This window comes from Citrobacter sp. RHBSTW-00887 (assembly GCF_013728095.1).
GTDB lineage: Bacteria > Pseudomonadota > Gammaproteobacteria > Enterobacterales > Enterobacteriaceae > Citrobacter > Citrobacter braakii.
In genome coordinates, this window is record NZ_CP056267.1 from 739,516 (window position 1) to 766,512 (window position 26,997).

Annotated in this window: 24 protein-coding genes and 1 pseudogene; 12 read left to right on the top strand and 13 right to left on the bottom strand. The window is 52.8% G+C overall.

Annotated elements, in window-relative coordinates; all coding sequences use genetic code 11:
- Nucleotide 1 precedes the first annotated feature (1 nt).
- A complete protein-coding gene (parE, locus tag HV314_RS03560; RefSeq protein ID WP_003024571.1) occupies nt 2-1,894 on the top strand; it encodes a DNA topoisomerase IV subunit B in 1,893 nt (630 codons plus the stop codon).
- A gap of 100 nt (nt 1,895-1,994) precedes the next feature.
- Here parE and HV314_RS03565 read toward each other — a convergent pair whose 3' ends face one another.
- The 4 genes from HV314_RS03565 to qseB all read right to left on the bottom strand — a co-directional run bounded on the left by HV314_RS03565 (nt 1,995) and on the right by qseB (nt 5,036).
- Nucleotides 1,995-2,309 carry a putative quinol monooxygenase gene (locus tag HV314_RS03565; protein ID WP_016154515.1) on the bottom strand — a complete coding sequence of 105 codons (315 nt, stop codon included), beginning with the start codon at nt 2,307-2,309 and terminating at the stop codon, nt 1,995-1,997.
- Nucleotides 2,310-2,339: 30 nt separating this feature from the next.
- Nucleotides 2,340-2,921, bottom strand: a complete 582-nt coding sequence (locus HV314_RS03570; RefSeq protein ID WP_016154514.1) for an NAD(P)H-dependent oxidoreductase — start codon at nt 2,919-2,921, stop codon at nt 2,340-2,342.
- A 109-nt stretch (nt 2,922-3,030) separates the two neighbouring features.
- Nucleotides 3,031-4,380, bottom strand: coding sequence for a quorum sensing histidine kinase QseC (qseC, locus tag HV314_RS03575; protein ID WP_181547350.1), 1,350 nt, complete (start codon nt 4,378-4,380; stop codon nt 3,031-3,033).
- Nucleotides 4,377-5,036, bottom strand: a complete 660-nt coding sequence (qseB, locus tag HV314_RS03580; protein ID WP_181547352.1) for a quorum sensing response regulator transcription factor QseB — start codon at nt 5,034-5,036, stop codon at nt 4,377-4,379. The genes qseC and qseB overlap by 4 nt, the downstream gene beginning before the upstream one ends.
- 151 nt (nt 5,037-5,187) lie before the next feature.
- On the opposite strand from qseB, the gene HV314_RS03585 reads away from it, so the two are divergent.
- The 4 genes from HV314_RS03585 to ftsP all read left to right on the top strand — a co-directional run bounded on the left by HV314_RS03585 (nt 5,188) and on the right by ftsP (nt 10,377).
- The gene (locus tag HV314_RS03585) at nt 5,188-5,583 is read left to right on the top strand and encodes a YgiW/YdeI family stress tolerance OB fold protein (protein ID WP_016154511.1); all 396 of its coding nucleotides are present in this window, start codon (nt 5,188-5,190) and stop codon (nt 5,581-5,583) included.
- Nucleotides 5,584-5,701: 118 nt separating this feature from the next.
- Nucleotides 5,702-7,960 carry a DNA topoisomerase IV subunit A gene (gene parC, locus HV314_RS03590; RefSeq protein WP_016157479.1) on the top strand — a complete coding sequence of 753 codons (2,259 nt, stop codon included), beginning with the start codon at nt 5,702-5,704 and terminating at the stop codon, nt 7,958-7,960.
- A 195-nt stretch (nt 7,961-8,155) separates the two neighbouring features.
- Entirely contained in the window at nt 8,156-8,893 is a 738-nt protein-coding gene (gene plsC / locus HV314_RS03595; protein ID WP_016154509.1) for a 1-acylglycerol-3-phosphate O-acyltransferase, read from the top strand.
- Nucleotides 8,894-8,964: 71 nt separating this feature from the next.
- Nucleotides 8,965-10,377, top strand: coding sequence for a cell division protein FtsP (gene ftsP / locus HV314_RS03600; RefSeq protein WP_016154508.1), 1,413 nt, complete (start codon nt 8,965-8,967; stop codon nt 10,375-10,377).
- A gap of 16 nt (nt 10,378-10,393) precedes the next feature.
- Here ftsP and HV314_RS03605 read toward each other — a convergent pair whose 3' ends face one another.
- Nucleotides 10,394-11,869 carry a TrkH family potassium uptake protein gene (locus tag HV314_RS03605; protein WP_049283273.1) on the bottom strand — a complete coding sequence of 492 codons (1,476 nt, stop codon included), beginning with the start codon at nt 11,867-11,869 and terminating at the stop codon, nt 10,394-10,396.
- A 199-nt stretch (nt 11,870-12,068) separates the two neighbouring features.
- Here HV314_RS03605 and HV314_RS03610 point away from each other — a divergent pair, with 199 nt between their 5' ends.
- Nucleotides 12,069-14,240: a YgiQ family radical SAM protein gene (locus HV314_RS03610; RefSeq protein ID WP_003024532.1), complete on the top strand. Its 2,172-nt coding sequence runs from the start codon at nt 12,069-12,071 to the stop codon at nt 14,238-14,240.
- Between the two features lie 85 nt (nt 14,241-14,325).
- Here HV314_RS03610 and HV314_RS03615 read toward each other — a convergent pair.
- From HV314_RS03615 to yqhD, 3 genes and pseudogenes are all read right to left on the bottom strand, one after another.
- Nucleotides 14,326-14,506, bottom strand: a pseudogene (locus HV314_RS03615) (hypothetical protein); the annotation flags it as partial.
- Nucleotides 14,507-14,554: 48 nt separating this feature from the next.
- Complete coding sequence (gene dkgA, locus HV314_RS03620; protein ID WP_016154506.1) at nt 14,555-15,382, bottom strand: 2,5-didehydrogluconate reductase DkgA; 828 nt, start codon at nt 15,380-15,382, stop codon at nt 14,555-14,557.
- Nucleotides 15,383-15,688: 306 nt separating this feature from the next.
- Nucleotides 15,689-16,852 (bottom strand): alcohol dehydrogenase, encoded by a 1,164-nt coding sequence (yqhD, locus tag HV314_RS03625; RefSeq protein WP_003838168.1) that lies wholly within the window; start codon nt 16,850-16,852, stop codon nt 15,689-15,691.
- 193 nt (nt 16,853-17,045) lie between these two features.
- On the opposite strand from yqhD, the gene HV314_RS03630 reads away from it, so the two are divergent.
- Complete coding sequence (locus HV314_RS03630; RefSeq protein ID WP_181548085.1) at nt 17,046-17,945, top strand: AraC family transcriptional regulator; 900 nt, start codon at nt 17,046-17,048, stop codon at nt 17,943-17,945.
- A gap of 77 nt (nt 17,946-18,022) precedes the next feature.
- Here the strand turns inward: HV314_RS03630 and yghB are convergent, their stop codons facing one another.
- On the bottom strand, nt 18,023-18,682 hold the full coding sequence (gene yghB / locus HV314_RS03635; protein WP_016154504.1) for a DedA family general envelope maintenance protein YghB: 660 nt from the start codon (nt 18,680-18,682) through the stop codon (nt 18,023-18,025).
- A 131-nt stretch (nt 18,683-18,813) separates the two neighbouring features.
- Nucleotides 18,814-20,001 (bottom strand): cystathionine beta-lyase, encoded by a 1,188-nt coding sequence (gene metC, locus HV314_RS03640; protein ID WP_181547354.1) that lies wholly within the window; start codon nt 19,999-20,001, stop codon nt 18,814-18,816.
- Between the two features lie 250 nt (nt 20,002-20,251).
- Here metC and exbB point away from each other — a divergent pair, with 250 nt between their 5' ends.
- Both exbB and exbD read left to right on the top strand, forming a co-directional pair.
- Nucleotides 20,252-20,986 carry a tol-pal system-associated acyl-CoA thioesterase gene (gene exbB, locus HV314_RS03645; protein WP_075848586.1) on the top strand — a complete coding sequence of 245 codons (735 nt, stop codon included), beginning with the start codon at nt 20,252-20,254 and terminating at the stop codon, nt 20,984-20,986.
- A 6-nt stretch (nt 20,987-20,992) separates the two neighbouring features.
- Nucleotides 20,993-21,418 (top strand): TonB system transport protein ExbD, encoded by a 426-nt coding sequence (exbD, locus tag HV314_RS03650; protein WP_016154501.1) that lies wholly within the window; start codon nt 20,993-20,995, stop codon nt 21,416-21,418.
- Between the two features lie 71 nt (nt 21,419-21,489).
- Here exbD and HV314_RS03655 read toward each other — a convergent pair whose 3' ends face one another.
- Both HV314_RS03655 and HV314_RS03660 read right to left on the bottom strand, forming a co-directional pair.
- Nucleotides 21,490-21,897: a hypothetical protein gene (locus tag HV314_RS03655; protein ID WP_016154500.1), complete on the bottom strand. Its 408-nt coding sequence runs from the start codon at nt 21,895-21,897 to the stop codon at nt 21,490-21,492.
- A 1-nt stretch (nt 21,898) separates the two neighbouring features.
- Nucleotides 21,899-22,303, bottom strand: a complete 405-nt coding sequence (locus tag HV314_RS03660) for a hypothetical protein (RefSeq protein ID WP_080859494.1) — start codon at nt 22,301-22,303, stop codon at nt 21,899-21,901.
- A 104-nt stretch (nt 22,304-22,407) separates the two neighbouring features.
- On the opposite strand from HV314_RS03660, the gene HV314_RS03665 reads away from it, so the two are divergent.
- Nucleotides 22,408-22,911 carry an ESA_00282 family adhesion-associated protein gene (locus tag HV314_RS03665; RefSeq protein ID WP_016154498.1) on the top strand — a complete coding sequence of 168 codons (504 nt, stop codon included), beginning with the start codon at nt 22,408-22,410 and terminating at the stop codon, nt 22,909-22,911.
- Nucleotides 22,912-22,979: 68 nt separating this feature from the next.
- On the opposite strand, the gene HV314_RS03670 is transcribed toward HV314_RS03665, so the two are convergent.
- Entirely contained in the window at nt 22,980-24,020 is a 1,041-nt protein-coding gene (locus tag HV314_RS03670) for an aldo/keto reductase (RefSeq protein ID WP_181547356.1), read from the bottom strand.
- 155 nt (nt 24,021-24,175) lie between these two features.
- Between HV314_RS03670 and yghX the strand changes: the two genes are divergently transcribed.
- Nucleotides 24,176-25,063 (top strand): YghX family hydrolase, encoded by an 888-nt coding sequence (gene yghX, locus HV314_RS03675; RefSeq protein ID WP_181548086.1) that lies wholly within the window; start codon nt 24,176-24,178, stop codon nt 25,061-25,063.
- A 214-nt stretch (nt 25,064-25,277) separates the two neighbouring features.
- The gene (locus tag HV314_RS03680; protein WP_181547358.1) at nt 25,278-26,918 is read left to right on the top strand and encodes a methyl-accepting chemotaxis protein; all 1,641 of its coding nucleotides are present in this window, start codon (nt 25,278-25,280) and stop codon (nt 26,916-26,918) included.
- Nucleotides 26,919-26,997 lie beyond the last annotated feature (79 nt).

The window sequence follows — 26,997 nt, forward strand, 5'->3', positions numbered from 1 at the left end:
CATGACGCAAACTTATAACGCTGATGCCATTGAGGTACTCACTGGGCTTGAGCCGGTACGCCGTCGCCCGGGGATGTACACCGATACAACCCGTCCGAACCATCTTGGACAGGAAGTGATTGATAACAGTGTGGATGAAGCACTGGCGGGCCACGCAAAACGCGTGGACGTGATTTTACATGCCGACCAGTCTCTGGAAGTTATTGATGATGGCCGCGGCATGCCGGTAGACATTCACCCTGAAGAGGGTGTTCCGGCGGTAGAGCTGATCCTCTGTCGTCTGCACGCGGGCGGTAAGTTCTCCAACAAAAACTATCAGTTCTCTGGTGGTTTACATGGGGTAGGGATCTCCGTGGTCAACGCCCTGTCGAAGCGTGTGGAAGTGAACGTGCGCCGCGACGGGCAGGTGTACAACATCGCGTTTGAGAACGGCGATAAGGTGCAGGATTTACAGGTTGTCGGTACCTGCGGTAAACGCAATACCGGAACCAGCGTGCACTTCTGGCCGGATGAAAGCTTCTTTGACAGCCCGCGTTTTTCCGTTTCGCGCTTAACGCACGTACTGAAAGCCAAAGCGGTGCTGTGCCCAGGCGTTGAGATCACCTTTAAGGATGAGGTCAATAACAGTGAACAGCGCTGGTGCTACCAGGATGGCCTGAATGACTATCTGAGCGAAGCGGTGAATGGCCTGCCGACGCTGCCGGAAAAACCGTTTATCGGTAATTTCAGCGGTGAAACAGAAACCGTGGACTGGGCGCTGCTCTGGCTGCCGGAAGGCGGCGAGCTGCTGACTGAAAGCTATGTGAACCTGATCCCAACTATGCAGGGCGGTACGCACGTTAACGGCCTGCGTCAGGGTCTGCTGGATGCAATGCGCGAGTTCTGTGAATACCGCAATATTCTGCCGCGCGGCGTGAAGCTGTCGGCGGAAGATATCTGGGATCGCTGTGCTTACGTGCTGTCGGTAAAAATGCAGGATCCGCAGTTTGCCGGACAAACCAAAGAGCGCCTCTCTTCGCGGCAGTGCGCGGCATTCGTCTCTGGCGTGGTGAAAGATGCTTTCAGCCTGTGGCTGAACCAGAACGTGCAATCAGCCGAACTGCTGGCTGAGATGGCGATTTCCAGCGCCCAGCGTCGTCTGCGTGCGGCGAAAAAAGTGGTGCGTAAAAAGTTGACCAGCGGTCCGGCGTTGCCGGGGAAACTGGCGGACTGTACCGCGCAGGATCTTAATCGCACCGAACTGTTCCTCGTCGAAGGTGACTCGGCGGGCGGATCGGCTAAACAGGCGCGCGATCGTGAATATCAGGCGATCATGCCGCTGAAAGGTAAGATCCTCAACACCTGGGAAGTCTCTTCCGATGAAGTGTTGGCCTCGCAGGAAGTTCACGATATTTCGGTGGCGATCGGCATCGATCCGGACAGTGATGATCTGAGCCAGCTGCGCTACGGTAAGATCTGTATTCTGGCGGATGCGGATTCCGATGGTTTGCACATCGCCACGCTGCTGTGCGCGCTGTTTGTGAAACACTTCCGTACGCTGGTGAAACACGGTCACGTCTATGTGGCGCTGCCGCCGTTATACCGTATCGACCTCGGTAAAGAGGTGTATTACGCGCTGACGGAAGAAGAGAAAGCGGGCGTGCTGGAGCAGTTAAAACGCAAGAAAGGCAAGCCGAACGTGCAGCGCTTTAAAGGTCTGGGTGAAATGAACCCGATGCAGCTGCGTGAAACCACGCTGGATCCGAACACCCGCCGCCTGGTGCAGCTCATCATCGATGACGAAGACGATCAGCGTACCAACGCAATGATGGATATGCTGCTGGCCAAGAAGCGTTCTGAAGATCGCCGTAACTGGTTGCAGGAGAAAGGCGACCTGGCGGATCTCGAAGGGTAATTGACCGTGAATGCCTGGTGGCGCTGGGCTTACCAGGCCTGAGGATTGCAATATAAGCCGGATACGTCTGTTTATGGCGTTATCCGGCAAATCGACAATCTTAAATGCCAGACTCCAGAATACGAATACTCATGTCCAGCACGTCGCCTTTCACGGCTTCGCTATAGGCTTTCATATGCGGTGTCTGCAAATGCGCTTCAAGATGCGCAATGCTTTCCCACTGTTCAACCATCACGATTGAGTCCGGGGCTGTGGTCTGAAAACTGACGCCAGCAGCATGATCGACCATCGGCGCGTAGCCGTGGCAGCCTTCCTCTTTCAGTACGGTTGGAACGATTTTAGCGAATTGATCCAGTACCGCCTGGCGGTGATGTTGACCTGGACGTGTACGGATTTCTGCAATAACGGTAAGCATGGTTAACTCCTTCTAATTCCAGGTTACCAGTTAACCAAAAATTTCGCTCAGATGCTTGCGATATTCTGCGATATAACGCGGGACGTCCGGCATTTTAATCACGTCATTGGTGATAAAGGTCGGCAGCGCTTCCATTCCCAGGAACTGGTTTGCTTTATGGAACGGGAGATAAACGCCATCAACGCCAACGCCATGGAAGAACTGATCTTTTTCAGTGAAAGCTTCCATCGGTGCGTTCCAGGTCAGTGACAGCATGTATTTTTTGCCCTGAATCAGCCCACCGGAGCCGTATTTTTTAGACGCATCTGAACGCGTGCGACCATCGCTGGCGTACAGCGTACCGTGACCTTCGGTAAACACGTCATCAATGTATTTTTTCACGGTCCACGGCGCACCCATCCACCAGCCAGGCATTTGCCAGATAACCACATCGGCCCAGACGAAGTTCTGTACTTCATCAGAAATGTCATAGTCGCTGTCGGCGCGCACGATTTTAACATCATGCCCGAGGTCGCGCAGAAGGCCATCCGCGACCTCGGTCAGGGTGTCGTTTAACTGACCGTTGGAGTGGGCGAATTTTTTCGCACCATTGATAATCAGAATGTTGCTCATTTTGTGTCCTCAGGGAAATACGTTTGAAGACGATTTTACCCCTACCAGCGACGCGGTGAAATTAGCAAAATGTGCAAAGTCTTTTGCTATTTGAGCAATAATAACGCAATTACCAACTGACCTTCGCTTCAAAGCCACCTTGCGGAGCGTTGCCAAACGAGGCTGACATTCCATGCAATATTGCGATACGGCGGACAATCGATAGGCCAAGACCGCTGCCGGTCACGCTTTGTCCCGGTGGACGATAAAAGCGTTCCCCGATGTGCGTCAGGACCTCTGGCGCAACGCCAGAACCATTATCCTTGACGCTAAAATTCCGGGCGTTGAGCGTCACTTCCACAATGCTACCCCGGGGGCTGTAGCGGATCGCATTATCCAGTAGATTTCGTACCATCAGGCTCAGCAACAGCGGCTGTCCTGTGCGCATGATGTTGTGCGCGTTAATCTGCAAACGCACGTCGATGTGCGCCTGCTGGGCTGGATGGTAGATATCCATCACCGCGGATTGCAAAAGCTCCTCCAGCGAGATTTCCGCCACATCCTGAAGATTGTCGAGGGAGTCGAGGCGTGAAAGCGTCAATAACTGATCGACCAGCCGGGTGGCGCGTTCAATTCCCGCATGCAACTGTACCAGCGCTTTTTCCCGCGTTTGCGGGTCGTCGTCTGACAGTTGCACCACTTCAGTTTGTACTTTCAGCGCGGTCAACGGGCTGCGCAGCTCGTGGGCAGCATCAGAAGTGAAGCGCCGTTCGCGGACCATCATGGAATGGGTGCGGGTAAACAACTGATTGAGCGATTCAACCAACGGGCGTACTTCGCTTGGCACACCTTTCGGGTCGAGCGGCTCCTCCGATTCCGGTGAGCGCCAGCGCAGAGCCTGCGCCAGTTTTTTCAGCGGCCTGAGTTCACGGCTAATCATGACCACCAGGATTAGCAACATCAGCGGCAGCGCAATCAACCACGGTGTTAACTGGGCGGTGACGATCGACAGCGCCATATCCTCTCGATACTCCCACTCCTGGCCTACCACAATGCGGTATTTGCCGTCAGCGGAATTCAGCCACAGAAAACGCCATGCGTCGTTGTCCCCCTTGAGTTGGCCATCGGTAAAGCCTTCGCGGGTGTAGCTGTAGGGAATGTCCTGGCCGTTGTCGCCATCGTGCAATACCATTTTGCCGTTGATGGTGAAGATGGCAAACGTCAGCGCGTCGTCATCAATATGGCCGTGCTTGAGCTTCTTCGGCGTGCGAGCCATATTGCTTGAGGTGGTGACGTCGCTGATATCCAGCGTGCTAAGCCGCTTGGCGAACAACATCAGTTGGGTATCAAACAGCTCATCGACATTATCGGTGGTCTGCTTCCAGGCTACAAAGCTCGAAACGGCCCAGGTTGCTGATGCCAGAATCAGAAAAATAAGCGTTAGCCTGACGCGCAGGCTGAGGCGTTGTGTGAGTTTCATGCGTCACCCAGGGTGTAGCCAATGCCATGCACGGTACGGATAAAGTCGCTGCCGAGCTTACGGCGTAAGTGATGGACGTGTACCTCAATCGCATTGCTGGAGACGTTTTCGTCCCAGGTATACAGTTTTTCTTCAATCAGTTTGCGGGGCAGGACGCGACCCTTATTGCGCATCAGCAGTTCCAGTAGAGCGAACTCTTTGGGTTTGAGAGACAAAGGCTCATCTGCCGCCGTGGCAACCAGCGCACCGGGATCGAGCGTCACCTGGCCATGGCGCAATATGTTGCTCGCCTGGCCGCTGGCACGGCGCACCAGCGCCTCCAGCCTGGCGGCAACTTCGATCAGCGCAAAGGGTTTGCACAGATAGTCATCCGCGCCGAGACGCAGACCCTCAACGCGTTCCGCCAGCGCGTCGCGAGCGGTCAGAATCAGCACTGGCTCCTGCTTTCCGTTGGCTCGCCATTCGCGCAAGATGTCCCGTCCGTCGATGCCTGGCAGCGTCAGGTCGAGGATCACCGCATCATAAGGGGCGCTGTAGAGCGCTTCTTTCCCCTGTCGACCCTCGGTAAACCAGTCGGTGCTGAAACCCATTTTACTCAGACCTGTTTTCAGGCCGTCGCCGATCAACGTGTCATCTTCGATCAGTAAAATACGCATATGTTCTTCCCTGCAGCCGCTCTCATTAGCGTCAGTAAACCTTGTGACTACAGCCTCTGTACAGCAAAAAAAGTATCTTTTTTGCCTTAAGAACTTGTTAAGGATTAACTTATTTAATAGTCGTAAACCAAAATGAAAGGGAGACATGACGATGAAAAAATTAGCTGCAATGGTTGCTGTAATGGCACTGTGTTCCGCACCTGTTCTGGCAGCGCAGCAGGGCGGTTTCTCTGGACCGACAACCACCACGCAAAGCCAAAATGGCGGATTTGTCGGCCCGAATGGTAGCAGCGCGACGGTAGAAAGCGCCAAATCACTGCGTGATGACACTTGGGTTACCCTGCGCGGGAACATTGTTGAGCGTATTTCCGACGACCTGTATGTGTTTAAAGATGCGACCGGCACGGTGAATGTGGATATCGACCACAAGCGCTGGAACGGCGTAACCGTCACACCGCAGGATGTGGTTGAAATCCAGGGTGAAGTGGATAAAGACTGGAACTCCGTTGAAATCGACGTGAAACAGATTACCAAAGTTGCCAAATAATCCCCATCAGGGCCGCACTCGTGGCCCTTTTCTTTGTGACTCAACACGCCAGATAGGGTAGTATCTGCGGCAATATTGCCCTTCAATAGAGGGGTACAAAGTTGAGGAACCACGATTAATGAGCGATATGGCAGAGCGCCTGGCGCTGCATGAATTCACGGAAACCGCCTATCTGAACTACTCCATGTACGTCATCATGGACAGGGCGTTGCCGTTTATTGGCGATGGTTTGAAACCCGTTCAGCGTCGCATCGTGTACGCGATGTCCGAACTAGGGCTGAATGCCAGCGCCAAATTTAAAAAATCCGCCCGTACCGTCGGTGACGTACTGGGTAAATACCACCCACACGGCGACAGCGCTTGTTATGAAGCGATGGTGCTGATGGCGCAGCCGTTCTCTTACCGTTATCCGCTGGTTGACGGGCAGGGGAACTGGGGGGCGCCGGACGATCCGAAATCCTTCGCGGCGATGCGTTATACCGAATCCCGCCTGTCTAAATATGCGGAAGTTCTGCTGGGTGAACTCGGCCAGGGTACGTCGGACTGGGTGCCAAACTTCGACGGCACCATGCAGGAGCCGAAGATGCTGCCTGCGCGTCTGCCAAATATTCTGTTGAACGGCACGACCGGTATTGCCGTTGGTATGGCGACGGACATTCCGCCGCATAACCTGCGTGAAGTGGCGAAAGCGGCGATTACCCTGATTGAGCAACCGAAAACAACGCTGGATCAGTTGCTGGACATCGTGCAGGGGCCGGATTACCCGACCGAAGCGGAGATCATTACCTCGCGGGCAGAGATTCGTAAGATTTACGAAAACGGACGTGGCTCCGTACGTATGCGCGCGGTATGGACGAAAGAAGACGGCGCGGTGGTGATTTCCGCACTGCCGCATCAGGTTTCCGGGGCAAAAGTGCTGGAGCAGATCGCCGCTCAAATGCGCAATAAAAAGCTGCCGATGGTAGACGATCTGCGCGACGAATCGGATCACGAAAACCCGACCCGTCTAGTGATTGTCCCGCGCTCCAATCGTGTGGATATGGAGCAGGTGATGAACCACCTGTTTGCCACCACCGATCTGGAAAAAAGCTACCGCATCAATCTGAATATGATCGGTCTTGATGGTCGTCCGGCGGTGAAAAATCTGCTGGAGATTCTCACCGAATGGCTGGCGTTCCGCCGCGATACCGTACGTCGTCGCCTGAACTATCGTCTGGAAAAAGTGCTTAAACGCCTGCATATCCTTGAAGGTTTGCTGGTGGCGTTCCTCAACATTGACGAAGTGATCGAAATTATTCGTCATGAGGATGAACCTAAGCCCGAGCTGATGTCGCGGTTTGGCATTTCTGAAACCCAGGCTGAAGCCATTCTTGAGCTGAAATTGCGCCACCTTGCCAAACTCGAAGAGATGAAAATCCGCGGCGAGCAGGATGAGCTGGCGAAAGAGCGCGATCAGCTGCAAGGCATTCTGGCTTCCGAGCGTAAAATGAGTAACCTGCTGAAGAAAGAGCTGCAGGCTGATGCCGAGGCCTATGGCGACGAACGCCGCTCTCCGCTGCAGGAACGTGAAGAAGCGAAGGCGATGAGCGAGCACGACATGCTGCCGTCAGAGCCAGTGACCATTGTGCTGTCTCAGAGTGGTTGGGTGCGTAGCGCGAAAGGCCACGACATTGATGCGCCGGGATTAAGCTATAAAGCGGGCGACAGCTTTAAGTCTGCGGTGAAGGGTAAGAGCAACCAACCGGTGGTGTTCGTGGACTCGACCGGACGCAGTTACGCCATCGACCCGATTACGCTGCCGTCGGCGCGTGGACAGGGTGAACCGCTGACCGGGAAGCTCACGCTGCCGCCGGGCGCGACGGTTGAGCACATGCTGATGGAAGGCGACGATCAGAAACTGCTGATGGCATCCGATGCGGGTTACGGTTTTGTCTGCACCTTCAACGACCTGGTAGCTCGTAACCGTGCTGGTAAGGCATTGATTACGCTGCCAGAAAATTCGCGCGTTATGCCGCCGGTTGTGATTGAAGATGAAACCGATATGCTGCTGGCAATCACCCAAGCTGGTCGCATGTTGATGTTCCCGGTAAGCGATTTGCCGCAATTGTCAAAAGGCAAAGGGAACAAGATTATCAATATCCCTTCAGCGGAAGCGGCGAAAGGTGAAGATGGCCTGGCGCAGCTCTACGTGCTGCCGCCACAAAGCACGCTGACTATCCACGTCGGTAAGCGCAAAATTAAACTGCGTCCTGAAGAGTTGCAGAAAGTGACCGGCGAGCGTGGCCGTCGCGGTACGCTAATGCGTGGTCTGCAGCGTATCGATCGCATTGACATTGACTCGCCTCGACGCGCCAGTCACGGCGACAGCGAAGAATAACGCTACCGTCCGGCTCTCCCTGTTTTAGCCCGGGGAGAGCCAACGTTAAAAATTCCCGTGAAACCGTTGTTTATTCGTGCGTTGCGATTAACAATACGCTTTTCCAGAGAGCCGCCCTTAACAAAGCCCTAACCTGATACTGCGTGATGAATCAGGTGACGTAAAATGCCAGGCTCTTAGGCCTCAGAGGTTGTTATGCTATATATTTTTCGTTTAATCATTACTGTTATTTACTGCGTTCTGGTCTGTATTTTCGGTTGCATATACTGTTTGTTCAGCCCACGAAATCCAAAACACGTCGCAACGTTCGGTCATATGTTTGGCCGCCTGGCTCCCCTTTATGGCCTGAAGGTTGAGTGCCGCATGCCGGCAGACGCGCAGAACTATGGTAATGCTATCTATATTTGTAATCATCAGAACAACTATGACATGGTTACCGCTGCGAATATCGTTCAGCCGCCGACGGTGACGGTAGGCAAAAAAAGCCTGTTGTGGATCCCATTCTTCGGGCTGCTGTACTGGTTAACCGGCAACCTGCTGATTGACAGAAACAACCGTACCAAAGCGCACAGCACCATTGCGGCGGTGGTGAATCATTTCAAAAAACGTCGTATTTCTATCTGGATGTTCCCGGAAGGAACGCGCAGCCGTGGTCGCGGTCTGCTGCCGTTTAAAACCGGCGCGTTTCATGCGGCGATTGCGGCGGGTGTCCCGGTTATTCCGGTGTGCGTTTCAACTACCTCGAACAAGATAAAACTCAACCGACTCAATAATGGTCTGGCGATTGTAGAGATGTTGCCACCGGTAGATATTAGCCATTTTGGGAAAGATCAGGTTCGTGAACTGGCAGCGCATTGCCGTACGCTGATGGAACAAAAAATCGCAGAACTCGATAAAGAAGTTGCTGAGCGGGAAGCCGCCGGTAAGGTTTAATCCGCGCAATTCGGGTTTGTTACAGGAAAAGATTTCCTGCGTGTTAATCGCCAGTTTTTCATGGAGTTTATATGTCATTCAGTCGGCGTCAGTTCATTCAGGCATCGGGGATCGCACTGTGTGCAGGTGCTGTTCCGCTGAAGGCTAATGCTGCCGGTCAGCAACAACCGTTACCCGTACCTCCGCTGCTGGAGTCCCGTCGGGGGCAGCCGTTATTTATGACGCTGCAACGCGCCCACTGGTCCTTCACGCAAGGCACGCGCGCACCTGTCTGGGGGATTAACGGTCGCTACCTGGGACCGACGATCCGCGTCTGGAAAGGGGATGACGTCAAGCTTATCTACAGCAACCGTCTGACTGAAAATGTCTCGATGACTGTCGCTGGATTACAGGTGCCAGGCCCGCTGATGGGCGGCCCGGCGCGCATGATGTCCCCTAATGCAGACTGGGCACCAGTGCTGCCGATTCGTCAGAATGCCGCTACGCTGTGGTATCACGCCAATACGCCAAATCGTACTGCCCAGCAGGTTTATAACGGTCTTGCCGGAATGTGGCTGATTGAAGATGAAGTGAGTAAATCACTGTCTATTCCCAACCACTACGGCGTGGATGATTTTCCGATCATTATCCAGGACAAGCGTCTGGACAACTTTGGTACGCCGGAGTACAGCGAACCCGGCAGCGGTGGTTTTGTCGGTGATACGCTGCTGGTCAACGGGGCGCAAAGCCCGTATGTCGAAGTCTCTCGCGGCTGGGTGCGTTTGCGTTTGCTGAACGCTTCAAACTCGCGTCGTTACCAGTTGCAAATGAGCGATGGCCGCGCGCTGCATGTGATTTCCAGCGATCAGGGCTTTTTACCTGCGCCCGTTTCGGTGAAGCAGCTCTCGCTGGCGCCTGGCGAGCGCCGTGAGATCCTGGTGGATATGACTAACGGAAATGAGGTCTCTATCACCTGTGGTGAGGCGGCCAGCATTGTCGACAGGATCCGCGGATTCTTTGAGCCTTCCAGTATTCTCATCTCCACGCTGGTATTGACGCTGCGCCCGACCGGCCTCCTGCCGCTGGTGACCGACAGTCTGCCAATGCGCCTGCTGCCAACGGAAATCCTCAGTGGTTCACCGATTCGCAGCCGTGATATCAGTCTGGATGACGATCCCGGCATCAACGGTCAGCTGTGGGACGTCAACCGCATGGATATTACCGCTCAGCAGGGCTCCTGGGAGCGCTGGACGGTACGAGCGGATATGCCTCAGTCTTTCCATATCGAAGGCGTCTCGTTCCTGATCCGTAATGTGAATGGCGCAATGCCGTTCCCGGAAGACCGGGGCTGGAAAGATACCGTCTGGGTCGACGGCCAGGTTGAATTACTGGTCTACTACGGACAACCTTCCTGGGCTCATTTCCCGTTCTACTTTAACAGTCAGACGCTGGAAATGGCGGATCGTGGCTCGATCGGACAGATGTTGGTGAACCCGGCGCCGTAATGCGCCGGAGTTTCCGTTACGCCCGCCAGAACATGCGCGAGAACAGGATCAGAATGGGGTAAATCTCCAGACGCCCCATGATCATGGCCGCGCACATCAGAAGTTTTGCCTCCTCGTTTAAGGTGCCAAACGTCGTTGCGGTGATGCCAAATCCCAGCCCCATGTTATTGATGCAGGCGGCAACGGTGGCGAATGAGGAGAAGAGATCGTAGCCCATCAGATTGAGCGCCCAGATAAAAAAGCTGGTAAATAAAACGTAGAGAAAGAAAAAGCTCCATACCGAACGCACTACTCGGTCGCTTACCACGTTATTGCCCACTTTGATATTCAGCAGGGCGCGAGGATGCGCGAGCTGATGTAACTCCTGACGGCATTGCTTGAACATAATCAAAAAACGCAGCACCTTAATCCCCCCGCAGGTCGAGCCGACACAACCGCCGAAGAAACTGGCGCTGAGCAGCATGAAGATCGTGTGCGAAGGCCACTGCGCATAATCCGCCGTCGACAGGCCATTATCTGTCAGCATGGAGCTGGCCAGAAAAAAGGCATGCACCAGGCTGTCCGTTATCCCGTACATACCCGCCCGCCAGACCTGCCAGGTGGCGATCAAGGTGACAACCAGCGCAATAAGCAGAAAGAAACGCAGCTCGGCATTACGACGAAAGGGCTTAAAGGTACGTTTCACAATAGCTACGTACCAGAGGGTGAAGTTAAACGCAGACAGCAGTGAAAACAGTCCGGCGACTAACTCAATAGCGTGGCTGTTATAAAAGCCGATGCTCTCGCTACGGGTAGAAAATCCGCCGAGAGAGACCGTCGACAGCCCGTGGCATAAGGCATCGAAAAACGACATCCCGGCAATCCAGTAGGCCAGAGTACAAATAAGGCCGAGAATGACGTAGGTCAGCCACAGCGTACGAGCGGTATCAGCAAGCCTTGGCGTGAGGCGTTCTTCTTTAAAGGGACCTGGCATTTCAGACTGATACAGCTTCATACCACCAATACCCAGCAGGGGTAATACCGCCACGGCAAGGACAATAACCCCCAGGCCGCCAATAAAATTGAGCTGAGCCCGATAATACAGATACGATTTCGGCAAGGCGCTGACGTCGTCAATTACCGTAGCGCCAGTGGTGGTTATCCCGGAAACCCCTTCGAACAGGGCATCGGCAAAGGAGAGATTTAAGCCATCGTCCATCCACATCGGCATGGCGCTGATAAACGAAAACAGCAGCCAGAACAGGACGATAATGACGAAGCCATCCCGGGTTCGTAGTTGAATACCTGCATGTTTGGTTGCCAGCCACGCTCCACCGCCGAGGGTAAAGAACGTCATAAATGTGCTGAAAAAAGCGAAAAAGCTCCGCTCTTTATTTAACAGAGCAATGGCCATCGGCGGCAGCATGGAGAAGCTGTAGAGAAGAACCAGAAATCCGCACAGGTGAACAACTACCCGTAACTGGGAAATATGCAGTGAATCGTTGAGTCGCAATGAAAAATCCCCCGCCGAAAAAGAGTTATCTCAGCTGGCCGGCATGGTGTTAATTATGAATGATAAAAATGGGCGTCGTAAAATTTAACAATTTAAATCACTTTCTACTTGTCCGACTCAGACTCCACTTCATTTCTTGCCGACATACAGCGTATAATCCCCGGCCTTTGATTATTTTTTTACCATTTTTGGAAGCACTATGAGCGCAATATCCCTGATCCAGCCGGACAGAGACCTTTTCTCCTGGCCGCAGTACTGGGCTGCCTGTTTTGGCCCGGCACCATTTTTGCCGATGTCACGCGACGAAATGGACCAACTTGGCTGGGATAGCTGCGACATCATTCTGGTTACCGGCGATGCATACGTCGATCATCCCAGCTTTGGCATGGCAATTTGCGGCCGTATGCTGGAAGCGCAGGGCTTTCGTGTTGGGATTATCGCCCAGCCGGAGTGGAACAACAAAGACGATTTTATGCGTTTGGGTAAACCGAACCTGTTCTTTGGTGTAACCGCAGGCAACATGGATTCGATGATCAACCGTTATACCGCCGATCGCCGACTGCGCCATGACGATGCTTATACGCCAGACAACGTGGCGGGCAAACGCCCGGACCGCGCGACGCTGGTCTATACCCAGCGCTGTAAGGAAGCATGGAAAGATGTGCCGGTTATTCTCGGCGGTATTGAGGCCAGCCTGCGCCGTACCGCGCACTACGACTACTGGTCTGATACCGTTCGTCGCTCCGTGCTGGTGGATTCAAAAGCCGACATGCTGATGTTCGGTAACGGCGAACGTCCGCTGGTGGAAGTGGCGCATCGTCTGGCGATGGGTGAAACTATCGATCAGATCCGCGACGTGCGTAACACCGCGATTATGGTTAAAGAAGCGCTGCCGGGCTGGAGTGGGGTGGATTCCACGCGTCTCGACACGCCGGGCAAAATTGACCCGATCCCGCATCCATACGGCGAGGATCTGCCGTGTGCCGACAACAAACCTGTCGCCCCGAAAAAGCAGGAAGCGAAAGCGGTAACCGTACAGCCGCCGCGCCCGAAACCGTGGGAAAAAACCTACGTGCTGCTGCCGTCCTTCGAAAAAGTGAAGGGCGATAAAGTGCTGTATGCACATGCGTCGCGCATCCTGCACCACGAAACCAACCCAGGCTGTGCGCGTGCGCTGATGCAAAAGCATGGCGATCGCTACATCTGGATCAACCCGCCAGCCATTCCGCTCTCTACCGAAGAAATGGACAGCGTCTTTGCGCTGCCGTACAAGCGCGTGCCGCATCCGGCGTATGGCGACAGCCGCATTCCGGCCTATGAGATGATCCGTTTCTCGATCAACATTATGCGTGGCTGTTTTGGCGGCTGCTCGTTCTGTTCGATCACCGAGCACGAAGGCCGCATTATCCAGAGCCGCTCTGAAGATTCGATCATCAATGAAATCGAAGCTATTCGCGACACCGTTCCGGGCTTTACCGGCGTGATTTCCGATCTCGGCGGCCCAACGGCGAACATGTATATGCTGCGCTGTAAGTCACCGCGTGCGGAGCAAACCTGCCGTCGTTTGTCATGCGTCTACCCGGATATCTGTCCGCATATGGATACCAACCACGAGCCGACGATTAACCTCTATCGCCGTGCGCGTGATTTGAAAGGCATTAAAAAGATCCTTATCGCTTCAGGTGTGCGCTATGACATCGCGGTCGAAGATCCGCGCTATATCAAAGAGCTGGCGACCCACCACGTGGGCGGCTATCTGAAGATTGCGCCAGAGCATACTGAAGAAGGCCCGCTGTCGAAGATGATGAAGCCGGGGATGGGCAGCTACGATCGCTTTAAGGAATTGTTCGACACCTACTCTAAACAGGCCGGTAAAGAGCAGTACCTGATCCCGTACTTTATTTCTGCGCATCCTGGGACGCGTGACGAGGATATGGTGAATCTGGCGCTGTGGCTGAAGCAACGTCGTTTCCGTCTGGATCAGGTGCAGAACTTCTATCCATCACCATTGGCGAACTCCACAACCATGTATTACACCGGGAAAAACCCGCTGGGTAAAATTGGTTACAAGAGTGAAGACGTGGTGGTGCCGAAAGGTGATAAACAGCGTCGTCTGCATAAAGCGCTGCTGCGTTACCACGACCCAGCCAACTGGCCGTTAATCCGCCAGGCGCTGGAAGATATGGGGAAAAAGCATCTGATCGGTGGTCGTCGCGAATGTCTGGTTCCGGCGCCTACGCTGGAAGAGATGCGCGAAGCGCGTCGCCAGAACCGTCATACCCGTCCGGCGTTGACCAAGCACACGCCTGTGGCGCATCAGCGCCAGACGCCCGCCGCGAACAAAAAACGTGGGAAAGTAGCTGGGCGCTAATCTGTCTTGCCCGGGAGTGAAATGTTTACCGGGCCTGAAAGACAGTCGGCCGGATAAGGTGCCATCTGGCAGAAGTGCTCAGTAATTATGCCTCACGAATTCTGGCCGCTAATGCGGCCAGTTTTGCATCATCCGCCCGTTCATGATCGTGTGACGACAGATATCCTTCATACTGCTCGAAAAATTGGTTCTGCTGCGATTCAATCGGCTTCCAGTGGGGCAGATCGCATGGGACTCAATTAGCTGTGCACGTGGTCTACGCCGAAATTCAAATCAGTAAAGGCCCGACGAGATGTCGGGCAGGAGAGAAGGGGTTAACCGCCGAACTGGTCCGGGTCTGGTCCCAGACGTTTGCCCTGATCGAGCTTTGCGATTTCGCCTAATTCATCTTTATCCAGGCGGAAGTCCCAGACGTTAAAGTTTTCTGCGATACGCGCAGGGGTGACTGATTTCGGAATAACCACCAGGCCGCTATCCAGATGCCAGCGGATGACAATCTGCGCCGGTGATTTGCCATATTTCTCTGCGAGATCGCGGATGATCTTTTGATCAAAGACGTCTTTGCCGCCCTGCGCCAGCGGGCTCCAGGATTCGGTCTGGATTTTATGCGTTGCGTTCCAGGCGTGCAGTTGGCGCTGTTGCATAAGCGGATGAAGTTCTATCTGGTTAATCACCGGTGGTACGCCGGTTTCATCCATCAGTCGCTGGAGATGATTGATCTGAAAGTTACACACGCCGATGCTCTTAATCAGCCCTTCTTTTTGCAGATCGATCATGCTTTCCCACGCTTCAACGTAGTGGTCGATCGCCGGAACCGGCCAGTGCATCAGATAAAGATCGAGGTAATCGAGCTGGAGTTTCTCCATGCTTTCGAGCAAGGCTTCCCGAGGACGTTTCTGGTCATCATTCCATAGCTTGGTGGTGATGAATAACTCTTCCCGCGGTACGCCCGCATCGCGTATTGCTTTGCCGACACCTTCTTCGTTTTTGTACGCCGCAGCGGTATCAATTGAGCGATACCCCACTTCCAGCGCTTTATGAATGGCAGTGATGACCTCTTCGTTACTTGCCTTCCAGACCCCCAGGCCCAGCTGCGGCATGACGTTACCATCCTGTAGTTTAATAATGGTTGGACCGGTCATAATTCCTCCCCTGAATTGAGTTTACCGAGGCAAGCCCCGGTAAGTTAGGTGTGACTTAAGTCTGGCCTATCCTCGTCATACTTCAAGCTGCATATGCGTTGGCTTTATTACGCGGCCCATCCATGAGCCTCACCCTTTCAGGTCCGCTGCAAGCAGCGTTCAAATCTGCTCCCGGCAGGTTTGTCGTTTCACCCCCAGTCACTAACTTATGTAAGCTCCTGGGGATTCTCTCCTTTGCCGCCTTTATGCAACTCGAATTATTTAGAATATAAATACCCAAAAATGAAAGGCGGAGGTGAAAAAACCTTAGCGGGCAGCTTCGTAAATCCGACGGCTGACCTCGAGCGTAATGTCCTGATGTTCGCCCAGTTTCGTACCGCCGTGCGCTTGCAGTTTTTCCAGTAGCGCTGGGATGGAGCTACCGTCCAGGCCGTAGTCAGACAGACGAGTCGGTACGCCCATTTGTTCGAAGAAAGCGCGGGTTGCGGCAATAGCGGCGTCGATGCGTTGGTCATCGGAACCTTCGGTGATATTCCAGATACGCTCTGCGTATTGCAGCAGTTTGGCACGTTTGGTATCGCGTTTTTCATTCCACAGCGCTGGCAGAACGATAGCCAATGTTTGAGCATGATCCAGACCGTGCATTGCGGTCAGTTCGTGGCCCAGCATATGCGTTGCCCAGTCTTGTGGTACGCCTGCGCCAATCAGACCGTTCAGCGCCTGGGTTGCCGCCCACATAACGTTCGCACGCACGTTGTAATTTTCCGGCTCCTGCAATGCTTTCGGGCCTTCTTCTACCAGCGTAAGCAGAATACCTTCAGCAAAGCGATCCTGAATTTTCCCGTCAACCGGATAAGTCACATACTGCTCAACGGTATGTACGAAGGCATCTACGACGCCGTTCGCAACCTGACGCGGCGGCAGGGTATAGGTGTAAACCGGATCCAGCACGGCGAATACCGGCTGCACAAATGGGGTCATAAAGGCCAGCTTATCGCCGGTGGTTTTACGCGAAATGACCGCGCCGGAGTTAGATTCAGAGCCGGTTGCTGGCAGGGTTAATACGGAGCCCATCGGGATAGCGCTTGTTACGTCGTTGCCGTGGGTTTCCAGAATGCGCCATGGATCGATGCCGTCAGCGTATTGTGCCGCAGCCGCGATGAATTTGGTGCCATCCAGCACCGAACCGCCGCCTACCGCCAGCAGGAACGTCACTTTCTCATCACGCACGATTTTTACCGCGTTCATCAGCGTTTCATAAGACGGGTTCGGCTCAATACCGCCAAACTCCAGCACGTCCAGGCCTTTCAGCGCATCCTGAACCTGTGCCAGGACACCGGTTTTTTTCACGCTACCGCCGCCATAGGTAACCAATACGCGAGCATCCTGAGGGATTTGATCGCGCAGCTCAGCAATCGCACCTTTACCAAACAGAATGCGGGTTGGGGTATGGAGATTAAAGTTGTTCATTGCTCGTTCCCTTATGTGGGTAAAAAAGAGGGCAGGAGAGTGTCTGCCGGATGATGAACATTGTGGTCGTCAGCCGCGCTGCTCTCAATGCTCATTTCTGCCGATGTCTTGCCCATTTCTACAGACTGCTGGAGAAAACGGATAAATCTGCGCATTATGTCAGGGTTGCAAACCGATGATGAAATGGTGCTCTATGAACCGTGATGAGATCTGCCTTCTGCTGACAGAAAAAATTAAGCAGCTGAAAAACAATGAAAATAAACTCAGCGAACTGCTGCCAGATGTCCGCCTGCTGCACGGCACTGAGCCGGCAGCGCGTACACCGGTAATGTATCAGCCAGGAATCATATTTCTCTTTTCGGGACATAAAATTGGTTATATCAATGAACGTGTATTTCGTTATGACGCCAACGAATACCTGTTGCTAACCGTACCGTTACCCTTTGAATGTGAAACGTATGCAACGCCGGAGGTTCCCCTGGCCGGTATCTACCTGAATGTCGATATTCTGCAATTGCAGGAGCTGTTGATGGACATTGGGGAAGATGAGCTGTTCCAGCCCGCCATGGCGGCCAGCGGGATCAACTCCGCGACGCTCTCTGACGAAATTCTTTGCGCCGCTGAGCGCCTGCTGGATGTGATGGAGCGACCGCTGGATGCGCGTATTCTGGGGAAACAGATTATTCGCGAGATCCTCTACCATGTGCTGACCGGGCCGCGCGGCGGCGCATTACTGGCGCTGGTCAGCCGCCAGACGCATTTCAGTTTGATAAGCCGGGTGCTGAAGCGCATTGAAACCAAATACACCGAAAATCTCAATGTCGAACAGCTGGCGGCAGAAGCGAACATGAGCGTGTCGGCGCTTCATCATAATTTTAAAGCGGTGACCAGCACGTCGCCGCTGCAATACCTGAAGAGCTATCGTCTGCATAAAGCACGGATGATGATGATCCACGACGGGATGAAGGCCAGTGCGGCTGCCATGCGCGTCGGCTATGAGAGCGCATCGCAATTCAGTCGGGAATTCAAACGTTTCTTTGGCGTAACGCCGGGGGAGGATGCAGCCAGAATTCGAATGATGCAGGGGAGTTAAACTTGCTCAGCGCTGGCCTGATAAGCGAAACGTCATCAGGCGAAAATGCCGGGGGAACCCCGGCCTACGGTTAATGCTCAGGCGCTACAGTATTTTTTTTTAATCACGACAAACAGGGTTCCCAACAGACCCGCGGTTAACAGGGCAATCGGCAGGATCATTAAAAAGGTCATCACCTGATCTTCATGGCGTTTGACGAACGGGATCATGCTCAGCGCATAGCCAAAGCCGGTGACGACGGTGACCCACAGCAGACCGCTCAGCCAGTTAAAAAACTGGAACCGACGGTTTGGCAGGCCCGAAATTCCCGCCATTGTTGGCAGCAAGGTACGAACGAATGCCAGGAAACGCCCAGCCAGCAGTGCCATCAGCCCGTGTTGGTCAAACATGCAGGTAGCGCGCTGATGATATTTATCAGGTAATTGCGCCAGCCAGCCTTTTACCGTCCGCGTGTTGCCCAGCCAGCGTCCCTGAATGTAGCTCAGCCAGCAGCCCAGACTGGCTGCGGCAGTCAGAATAGCTATGGTAGGTATAAAACTCATCACGTCCTGAGCGATCAGCGCCCCTGCCAGCAATAACAGGCTGTCTCCGGGTAAAAAGGAGGCAGGCAGCAGGCCATTTTCTAAAAACAGTGTGGCGAACATTACGAAGTACACCACGCTCACAACGTGCGGATCCGCCAACGCGGCAAAATCGTGTTGCCAAAGCGCGGAGACAATATCTTGAATGACTACCATGGACTTTCCTGTGGAACAGCGTTTATGTGTGGATTGTACTCCTGAATTGTCCGGGATGCCTTGATCCCGGACGCAACAATTGCAGACTTTTCCACCAGAAGTGTCTGCATATATGTCCATCTATGGCAATTTTACTCGATTCGGGCAAATCCTGCGGCCAAATCGGCAATCAGATCGTCAACATTCTCTAAACCGATATGCAAACGGATGAGCGTTCCACTGAAGTCCACCTCGCCTTGCGGACGGATTGCCGCAATGTGTTCCGGCTGATTAGCGAGAATCAGCGACTCAAAACCGCCCCAGGAGTAGGCCATGCTGAACAGGCTGAAGTGGTCCAGATACGCGGCCAGCTCTTCATGATTTAGTTTCTTATTCAATACAAATGAGAACAGTCCGCTGCTGCCGGTGAAATCACGCTTCCAGAATTCGTGGCCTTTACTGCCGGGCAGCGCGGGGTGGTTCACGCGGGCGACCTGCGGATGGCTGGCCAGCCACTCGGCGACCTTTAAGCTGCTTTCATGATGTTGGCGCAGGCGAACGCTTAGCGTACGCAGTCCGCGGCTGGTCATATAGGCGGTATCGGCGTCCAGCATTTGCCCCATCAGATAGGCATTTTCGCGCAGTTGATCCCAGCAACGGGCATTAGCTACCGCAGTGCCGACCATGGCGTCGGAATGGCCAATCAGATATTTGGTGCCAGCCTGAATAGAAATATCGATGCCAAAATCCAGCGCTTTGAACAGCACCCCGGCAGCCCAAGTGTTATCAATTATGATGATCGCATCCGGCGCGACGCTTCTGACGGCGGCAACAATAGCAGGAACATCATGTACTTCCATGGTGACAGAGCCGGGAGATTCCAGAAATACGACTTTAGTGTTCGGCTGTATGTGCTTCACAATATCGGCACCAACCAGCGGATCGAACCATCCGGTGGACACGCCGAGTTTGCCGAGAATTTTGGTGCAGAAATCCTGGCTGGGTTCATAGGCGGTGTTGGTCATCAGCACATGATCCCCTTGTTCCACAAAGGCGAGGATGGTGTTGGCAACGGCCGCCGCGCCGCAGGGGAATAACGCACAACCCGCGCCGCCTTCCAGTTCACACATTGCCTCCTGCAGGGAAAGATGCGTCAAGGTTCCGCGACGTCCATAGAAAAGCGCACCGTTAGCACGGTTGTGCGTAGCCTGCTTTTTGGCCTCTACGGTGTCAAACACTAGCGAAGAAGCGCGCTGGATCACGCTATTTACCGCGCCCAGCGTGTACTTTTTACTGCGTCCTGCGTGAACGAGTTTGGTTTCAAGTTGCTTATCTGCCATGTCGTCTTACCTGTTTTTATACGTCTGGATGTCTAAACTACCATGAATCAAAGATGACGCATCCTGCAGAACGGTCATACAGTAGAAAATAATCTCAAAATGCTTCTGGTGACTTTTTTACTGCGTAAGCGCAAGGAAAAGAAACCAAAGGTGCGGCAATGTGTAAATAGTAATGAGAACGACTATCAATTCGACGTCGTTTTGATATCATTACGCTCAGATTTTGTGATTTGCGTCCTGGAGATACAGAGTGGGTAATAATTTGATGCAGACGGATCTTTCCGTCTGGGGTATGTATCAGCACGCCGATATCGTGGTTAAGTGCGTGATGATTGGGCTGATTTTGGCATCAGTGGTCACCTGGGCTATCTTCTTTAGTAAGAGCCTTGAGTTCTTTACTCAGAAACGCCGCCTTAAGCGTGAACAGCAACTGCTGGCGGACGCCCGCTCTTTAGACCAGGCAAATGAGATTGCTGCAGGATTTGATGGCAAAAGCTTGGGCGCACAGTTGATTTACGAAGCGCAGAACGAACTGGAATTGTCAGAAGGCAGCGACGACAACGAAGGTATTAAAGAGCGTACCGGCTTCCGTCTGGAGCGTCGTGTGGCGGCGGTAGGTCGTCATATGGGACGTGGTAACGGCTACCTGGCCACCATCGGGGCTATCTCTCCATTTGTGGGTCTGTTCGGTACCGTATGGGGGATCATGAATAGCTTCATCGGCATTGCACAAACCCAAACGACCAACCTGGCCGTTGTTGCGCCGGGTATCGCAGAAGCACTGTTAGCGACGGCGATCGGTCTGATCGCGGCAATTCCTGCGGTCGTTATCTACAACATTTTCGCACGTCAGATTGGCAGCTATAAAGCGATGCTGGGCGATGTCGCGGCACAGGTATTGTTGCTGCAAAGTCGCGATCTGGACCTGAACGCTAGCGCTTCTGCCCATCCGGTACGTGCTGCGCAGAAATTACGTGTAGGATAATGTTCCATGGCAATGAGCTTTAATGAAAACTTGGACGATAACGGTGAAATGCATGAAATCAACGTGACGCCGTTTATCGATGTTATGTTGGTTTTATTGATCATCTTTATGGTGGCCGCACCGTTGGCAACGGTGGATGTGAAGGTGAATCTCCCGGCTTCCACCAGCACGCCGCAGCCGCGTCCGGAAAAACCGGTTTACCTGTCTGTTAAAGCCGATAAGAGTATGTTTATTGGCAACAATCAGGTGACGGATGACACCATGATTAGCGAATTAAATACGCTGACCGATGGGAAGAAAGACACCACGATTTTCTTCCGTGCGGATAAAACCGTCGATTATGAAACCATGATGAAAGTTATGGATACGCTGCATCAGGCGGGTTTCCTGAAGATTGGTCTGGTCGGTGAAGAGACCGTGAAAGCGAAGTAATCCTGATTGCCGGGTAATGGTTGTTGCCTTACCCGGCCTTCCTCTCCTGATTCAACTCTCCCCACACGCCCTTATCTGTCCTCATCCAGTGCGACTGCCGTTATCCTGGTGGGTTCGTAGTTTCCTTCAGACAGTTTACGCGTCAGGCGTAAGGTGGCTGTTTCTCGCTTGAGTATATGCTGGTATGTGCTCTCCAGCCGGGCCATGATTTTGTCCCGTAGTTCTGGTTGCTGCTCCATAATGGCTTCAATCGCGGCGCCATAGATCTCTTCTTTAGCCTGTAGCGCATAAATTTCGCGACGATTTTGCCATTTCATCCGCACCAGCGCGGCGGGAATAGAGACCATCTCCTGGGCAACGCTTTCCAACGTCGCATTTTTATTGGCAATCAATACGGCCAAATTTTGCTTTAAGACAAACTCATCGCTTTTATGGTCATCTAAAGCCAAATAAACATTATTATCCTCAACATCTTTCATTTTATTTCTCTTCCAGAGAATAAAAAATAGGATCGCTGGTCTCACGCGTAATTAAATTAAGCCAAATTTTATTGCCCTGTTCATTTACGCTGGCTGTTTTTGTCGATAAAATTTTACTTAATTCTTGAGCATTAATGTCGCCTTCCGCTTGTAGTGAATTGAGCAGGCGAGTGAAGGACTCAATTTTTGCGGCACGAAACAGGCGCTCTTTTAAATGGCGATCGCACTCTTCAAATAACATATTGCGCGCCTGGCCGTTAGCGGTAGAGCTAATCAAAATATCGGGTTCATAATCACTTAATGTTCTCTTTCCCTGAGTCAAATTTTCACTATTATCTGCGGGACGGGTATTAGTAGATGAGCTGGATAAGTGAAAACGCGAGGGAACAAGATGCTCGGGAAGCATGTTGAAATATCCTTTGATGCCAATGATATGTTGTTCTAAATAAACCAGGCTGCGTTGACAATAGCATGGCGTAATTTTAAAATCAAAAAAAATGGAGCCAGTATATGAACAGTATATTTTATTCTGTTATTACCCTGCTATTGCTTACCTGCGGGGTACTTTTGTTGATGCGCAGTGCAAATAAAAACCGATATGCAGAAAATGGGCACTCTGAAAACCAGCCGGAAATGCTGAGTAAAGAAGAGGGGGAAGATCATTTTTCGGTACTGATGAATTCGATTACCCCAGTATGGTATTGGCGCGTTAATCACGAATATATCGATTTTATCCACTCCACGATCAAGCGGATGACAATGGTAGAGCTAAATGAGACGCCAGGGCTATTTGATGCACAGCGGCGTTGTAGCGATCTCAACTCTGCGGTGTATAAATATTACGACAATATAAAAAAGCGCTGTCTGAGCGGTGAGAAAGTCCCGCATGCCGATCTGGATGTGCTTAACTTACGCCAGTGCTTCAGGGAGTTCAGTCTGGAGGCTTATCCTGCGCTTGTCGCGCTGGTGTGGCCGGAATTTCAACGTCCAGAGATCAAAGCGGAAGAGGTGTGAAGGGATTGGCTGGCCCTGTTACGTGCCGGGGAGGCTAACGCCGCTTCCCGGCACAGAGTTACAAACGGCTATTTGTCAGATGAGGCCTGCCACAGGTTCAGTTTACCATCCGTGACATGCTTATCGATCTGCGCCAGTTCTTCGGCGCTGAACGTCAGGTTAGCCAACGCCTGAACGTTCTCCTCCAGTTGCTCCGGTCGGCTGGCGCCAATTAATACCGACGTCACCCGGTTGTCTTTCAGCAGCCAGCTTAAGGCCATTTGCGCCATCGACTGTCCGCGCTGTTGCGCCATTTCATTGAGCAAACGCAGGCTGTTAAGGTTTTCTTCCGTCAGCATATTTTCCGTCAGCCCACGAACTTTTTTCCCTTCACGCTGCATGCGTGAACCTTCCGGAATGCCGTTGAGGTATTTCCCCGTCAGCAGCCCCTGGGCCAGCGGCGTAAATGCGATGCAGCCCATGCCGTTGGATTCCAGCGTATCCAGCAGACCGCTGCTGTCTACCCAACGGTTAAGCAGGTTGTAAGAAGGCTGGTGGATCAGCAGCGGAATTTTCCATTCCCGCATCAGCTCGGCCATTTTCTGCGTACGCTTCGGGGAATAGGATGAGATGCCGACATACAGCGCTTTACCGCTTTGCACCGCATGGGCCAGCGCTGAGGCGGTCTCTTCCATTGGCGTATTTTCGTCAACGCGGTGCGAGTAGAAGATATCGACATAGTCGAGGCCCATGCGTTTCAGGCTCTGGTCGAGGCTGGCGAGCAGGTATTTGCGCGAACCGCCAGAACCGTATGGCCCTGGCCACATGTCATAGCCTGCCTTGGTGGAGATGATCAGTTCATCACGATAGTGTGCAAAATCCTCGCGCAGTAATCGGCCAAAATTCTCTTCTGCGCTGCCCGGAGGCGGCCCGTAGTTATTGGCTAAATCAAAATGCGTGATGCCTAAATCAAATGCTTTACGCAGCAGAGCGCGCTGTGAATCCAGCGCCTGAACGTGCCCAAAACTGTGCCACAAACCCAGCGATAGCGCGGGTAAACGTAAACCGCTGCGCCCGCAGTAGCGATAGAGCATCTGCTCGTAACGTTCAGGATTGGCAAACCAGTCCATGAGATCTCCTTAGTGCAGGTGAATTTCGAAACAACGTTTCTATTCTAGCGGGTTCATGATGAATATCCCGTTCACCAGGTCACACTGGAATGAAAAACTGGGCAAAAACAGACCACTGTGCTTTGCTTAAAAAAACATCGATCTGGAGTGCTGCCATGCCGCGTCTAACTGCCAAAGACTTTCCGCAAGAATTGCTCGACTACTATGACTATTACGCTCATGGCAAAATAACGAAACGCGAGTTTCTCAATCTTGCTGCGAAATATGCAGTCGGTGGTATGACGGCGCTGGCATTATTCAATGTGTTGAAACCCAATTATGCCCTCGCAACGCAGGTGGAGTTCACCGATCCTGATATCCTGGCGGAATACATGACTTATCCTTCACCTGAAGGGCATGGTGATGTGCGTGGGTATCTGGTTAAACCTGCGAAAGCGACGGGGAAAGTTCCGGCGGTAGTGGTGGTGCATGAGAATCGTGGGCTGAATCCGTATATTGAGGATGTGGCACGGCGGGTGGCGAAGGCGGGCTATATTGCACTCGCGCCTGATGGATTAAGTTCAGTGGGGGGCTATCCTGGCAATGATGATAAAGGTCGGGAGTTGCAGCAGCAGGTTGACCCCGTAAAGCTGATGAACGACTTCTTTGCCGCCATTGAATTTATGCAGCGTTATTCAGACGCGACGGGAAAGGTGGGTATCACCGGATTTTGCTACGGTGGCGGCGTATCGAATGCCGCAGCCGTTGTTTTTCCTGAACTGGCCTGCGCAGTGCCTTTTTATGGGCGTCAGGTTCCTGCATCAGATGTCCCTAAAATCAAAGCGCCTTTATTACTGCACTATGCGCAATTAGATACCCGAATTAATGAGGGATGGCCTGCCTATGAAGCGGCGCTCAAAGCCAATAAGAAAGTCTATGAGGCATATATCTATCCCGGCGTTAATCATGGTTTTCATAATGACTCGACACCGCGTTATGATAATGCTGCCGCTGATTTGGCCTGGGAGCGTACTCTTGCATGGTTTAACAAATATTTACGATAGAAAACAAGGGATTATTTAATGCTTCAGGTTAATTATCTGAATAATAATGCTAGCTAATTTCATTAGCATTCATGTTGATATAGTGTAAATAATATTGGATATACTTAAGAAAGTAAAAAAATAAAGAATGCATTATATCTTCTCTGTTGCCTGCCGATAACAAGGATAAGTATCGCCTGATGGCGAATTCCTCATCAACGGCAAGGAAATTATTATGCGTTTGCTGAAAAACTTCACTATTCGTATTGTCATGTTGGCAATACTGGGACTTTTTTGCCTGCTCTGGTCGGGCGTGGGTTTATTCAGTCTTCATTCTTTATCAAAAATATCTGAAGGCAATGATATTGACCGTCATCTTGTCCATCAGATGACGGTGCTCAGTCAGGGGAACGATCAGTATTTTCGCTTCGTAACGCGCTTAAGTCGCGCCATGGATGTCAAAATGAGCGGCGGAACGCCTGATTTTGCACCAGCGCAGCAGTCCCTGGATAATATGAGCAAAAAACTCCAGGAGATGAAAACGTTGTCTCCGGGGCCTATGGATCCGGACGTTGCCGCGGCGGTACTGGCGAAGTGGCAGGCGCTGCTGGATAACGGGGTGATTCCGCAAATGCAACTGGCGCAGCAGGGCACGCTTACGGCCTTTGCGGAGCATGCCAGCACCGTTACGCCAGCGCTGAGCCGTGAATTTGGCGCCAGTGCCGAACGTTTTAACGCCACGGCAGGTAAGCGGCTTGATACCACGCGCGTCATGGTCGATGGCAAAACGTCTATCATCCGGACGCTAATTATTACCGCCGTGATCCTCGGTATTGCCCTCCTGTTCTTCACAGACCGTTACCTCGTCGCCATGATGGTGAAACCCCTGGGACGTATCCGCCAACAGTTCCAACAGATTGCTCAGGGCGATCTCAGCCATCCAATCGAAGATTTTGGCCGTAACTGCGTGGGCCAACTGGTGCCGTTATTGTGCGCGATGCAGGACAGCCTGCGCGAAGCCGTCAGCACAATTCGCTCAGGTAGTGACAACATCTGGCGAGGGGCTACGGAAATTTCCACCGGCAATAACGATCTCTCATCGCGTACTGAGGAGCAGGCTGCGGCGCTGGAAGAGACCGCTGCCAGCATGGAGCAACTGACCGCAACGGTAAAACTGAACGCCGAAAACGCGCGTGAAGCCAGCCAGCTTGCCGATACGGCGACAGAGACGGCAGGTAAAGGGAGCAGCCTGGTTTCAGAAGTGGTTGAGACGATGGACGGCATTGCCGCCAGCTCTAAACAGATCGCGGAAATTACGTCTGTTATTAATAGTATTGCCTTCCAGACCAATATTCTGGCGCTGAACGCGGCAGTTGAAGCTGCCAGAGCAGGTGAGCAGGGGCGTGGTTTTGCCGTTGTTGCCGGTGAGGTGCGTAACCTCGCCAGCCGTAGCGCCGGGGCGGCGAAAGAGATTGAGACGCTGATTGGCGAATCGTCGCGTCGCGTCGATCAGGGCGCTCGACTGGTTAAAGAGACGGGATTAACCATGGAGGCAATTTTGCGCGGAGCCACCGAAGTGACCGTTATCATGAAGCAAATTGCTTCTGCCTCAGAAGAACAGAATAAGGGCATCTCGCAGGTGAGCGTGGCGATCACGCAGATGGACAGCGTAACGCAACAGAACGCCGCGCTGGTAGAGCAAGTTTCCGCCGCGGCTGTGGCGCTTGAACGGCAAACGGAAGAGCTGCAACGCTCGGTACAACAGTTCCGTCTTTCAGCAAACGATGTGCAGTACGCCGCGGCCAGTACCGCTTCCCCTTCAGCAGACAGCAAAACGTCTGCGGCCGCTAAAAAGGATGAATGGGTGTCCTTTTAAGCGGGCATAAAAAAGTACGTGATACCTCTGGCCTTTGCTTAAAAAATCGCTATATAATTTATTATATAGCGATTGGAGG

Excerpts from the sequence above, each read along its gene's own strand:
- parE (WP_003024571.1), top strand. The coding sequence starts at position 2 with ATGACGCAAACTTATAACGCTGATGCCATTGAGGTACTCACTGGGCTT.
- HV314_RS03565 (WP_016154515.1), bottom strand. The coding sequence starts at position 2,309 with ATGCTTACCGTTATTGCAGAAATCCGTACACGTCCAGGTCAACATCAC.
- HV314_RS03570 (WP_016154514.1), bottom strand. The coding sequence starts at position 2,921 with ATGAGCAACATTCTGATTATCAATGGTGCGAAAAAATTCGCCCACTCC.
- qseC (WP_181547350.1), bottom strand. The coding sequence starts at position 4,380 with ATGAAACTCACACAACGCCTCAGCCTGCGCGTCAGGCTAACGCTTATT.
- qseB (WP_181547352.1), bottom strand. The coding sequence starts at position 5,036 with ATGCGTATTTTACTGATCGAAGATGACACGTTGATCGGCGACGGCCTG.
- HV314_RS03585 (WP_016154511.1), top strand. The coding sequence starts at position 5,188 with ATGAAAAAATTAGCTGCAATGGTTGCTGTAATGGCACTGTGTTCCGCA.
- parC (WP_016157479.1), top strand. The coding sequence starts at position 5,702 with ATGAGCGATATGGCAGAGCGCCTGGCGCTGCATGAATTCACGGAAACC.
- plsC (WP_016154509.1), top strand. The coding sequence starts at position 8,156 with ATGCTATATATTTTTCGTTTAATCATTACTGTTATTTACTGCGTTCTG.
- ftsP (WP_016154508.1), top strand. The coding sequence starts at position 8,965 with ATGTCATTCAGTCGGCGTCAGTTCATTCAGGCATCGGGGATCGCACTG.
- HV314_RS03610 (WP_003024532.1), top strand. The coding sequence starts at position 12,069 with ATGAGCGCAATATCCCTGATCCAGCCGGACAGAGACCTTTTCTCCTGG.
- dkgA (WP_016154506.1), bottom strand. The coding sequence starts at position 15,382 with ATGACCGGTCCAACCATTATTAAACTACAGGATGGTAACGTCATGCCG.
- yqhD (WP_003838168.1), bottom strand. The coding sequence starts at position 16,852 with ATGAACAACTTTAATCTCCATACCCCAACCCGCATTCTGTTTGGTAAA.
- HV314_RS03630 (WP_181548085.1), top strand. The coding sequence starts at position 17,046 with ATGAACCGTGATGAGATCTGCCTTCTGCTGACAGAAAAAATTAAGCAG.
- yghB (WP_016154504.1), bottom strand. The coding sequence starts at position 18,682 with ATGGTAGTCATTCAAGATATTGTCTCCGCGCTTTGGCAACACGATTTT.
- metC (WP_181547354.1), bottom strand. The coding sequence starts at position 20,001 with ATGGCAGATAAGCAACTTGAAACCAAACTCGTTCACGCAGGACGCAGT.
- exbD (WP_016154501.1), top strand. The coding sequence starts at position 20,993 with ATGGCAATGAGCTTTAATGAAAACTTGGACGATAACGGTGAAATGCAT.
- HV314_RS03655 (WP_016154500.1), bottom strand. The coding sequence starts at position 21,897 with ATGAAAGATGTTGAGGATAATAATGTTTATTTGGCTTTAGATGACCAT.
- HV314_RS03660 (WP_080859494.1), bottom strand. The coding sequence starts at position 22,303 with ATGCTTCCCGAGCATCTTGTTCCCTCGCGTTTTCACTTATCCAGCTCA.
- HV314_RS03665 (WP_016154498.1), top strand. The coding sequence starts at position 22,408 with ATGAACAGTATATTTTATTCTGTTATTACCCTGCTATTGCTTACCTGC.
- HV314_RS03670 (WP_181547356.1), bottom strand. The coding sequence starts at position 24,020 with ATGGACTGGTTTGCCAATCCTGAACGTTACGAGCAGATGCTCTATCGC.
- yghX (WP_181548086.1), top strand. The coding sequence starts at position 24,176 with ATGCCGCGTCTAACTGCCAAAGACTTTCCGCAAGAATTGCTCGACTAC.
- HV314_RS03680 (WP_181547358.1), top strand. The coding sequence starts at position 25,278 with ATGCGTTTGCTGAAAAACTTCACTATTCGTATTGTCATGTTGGCAATA.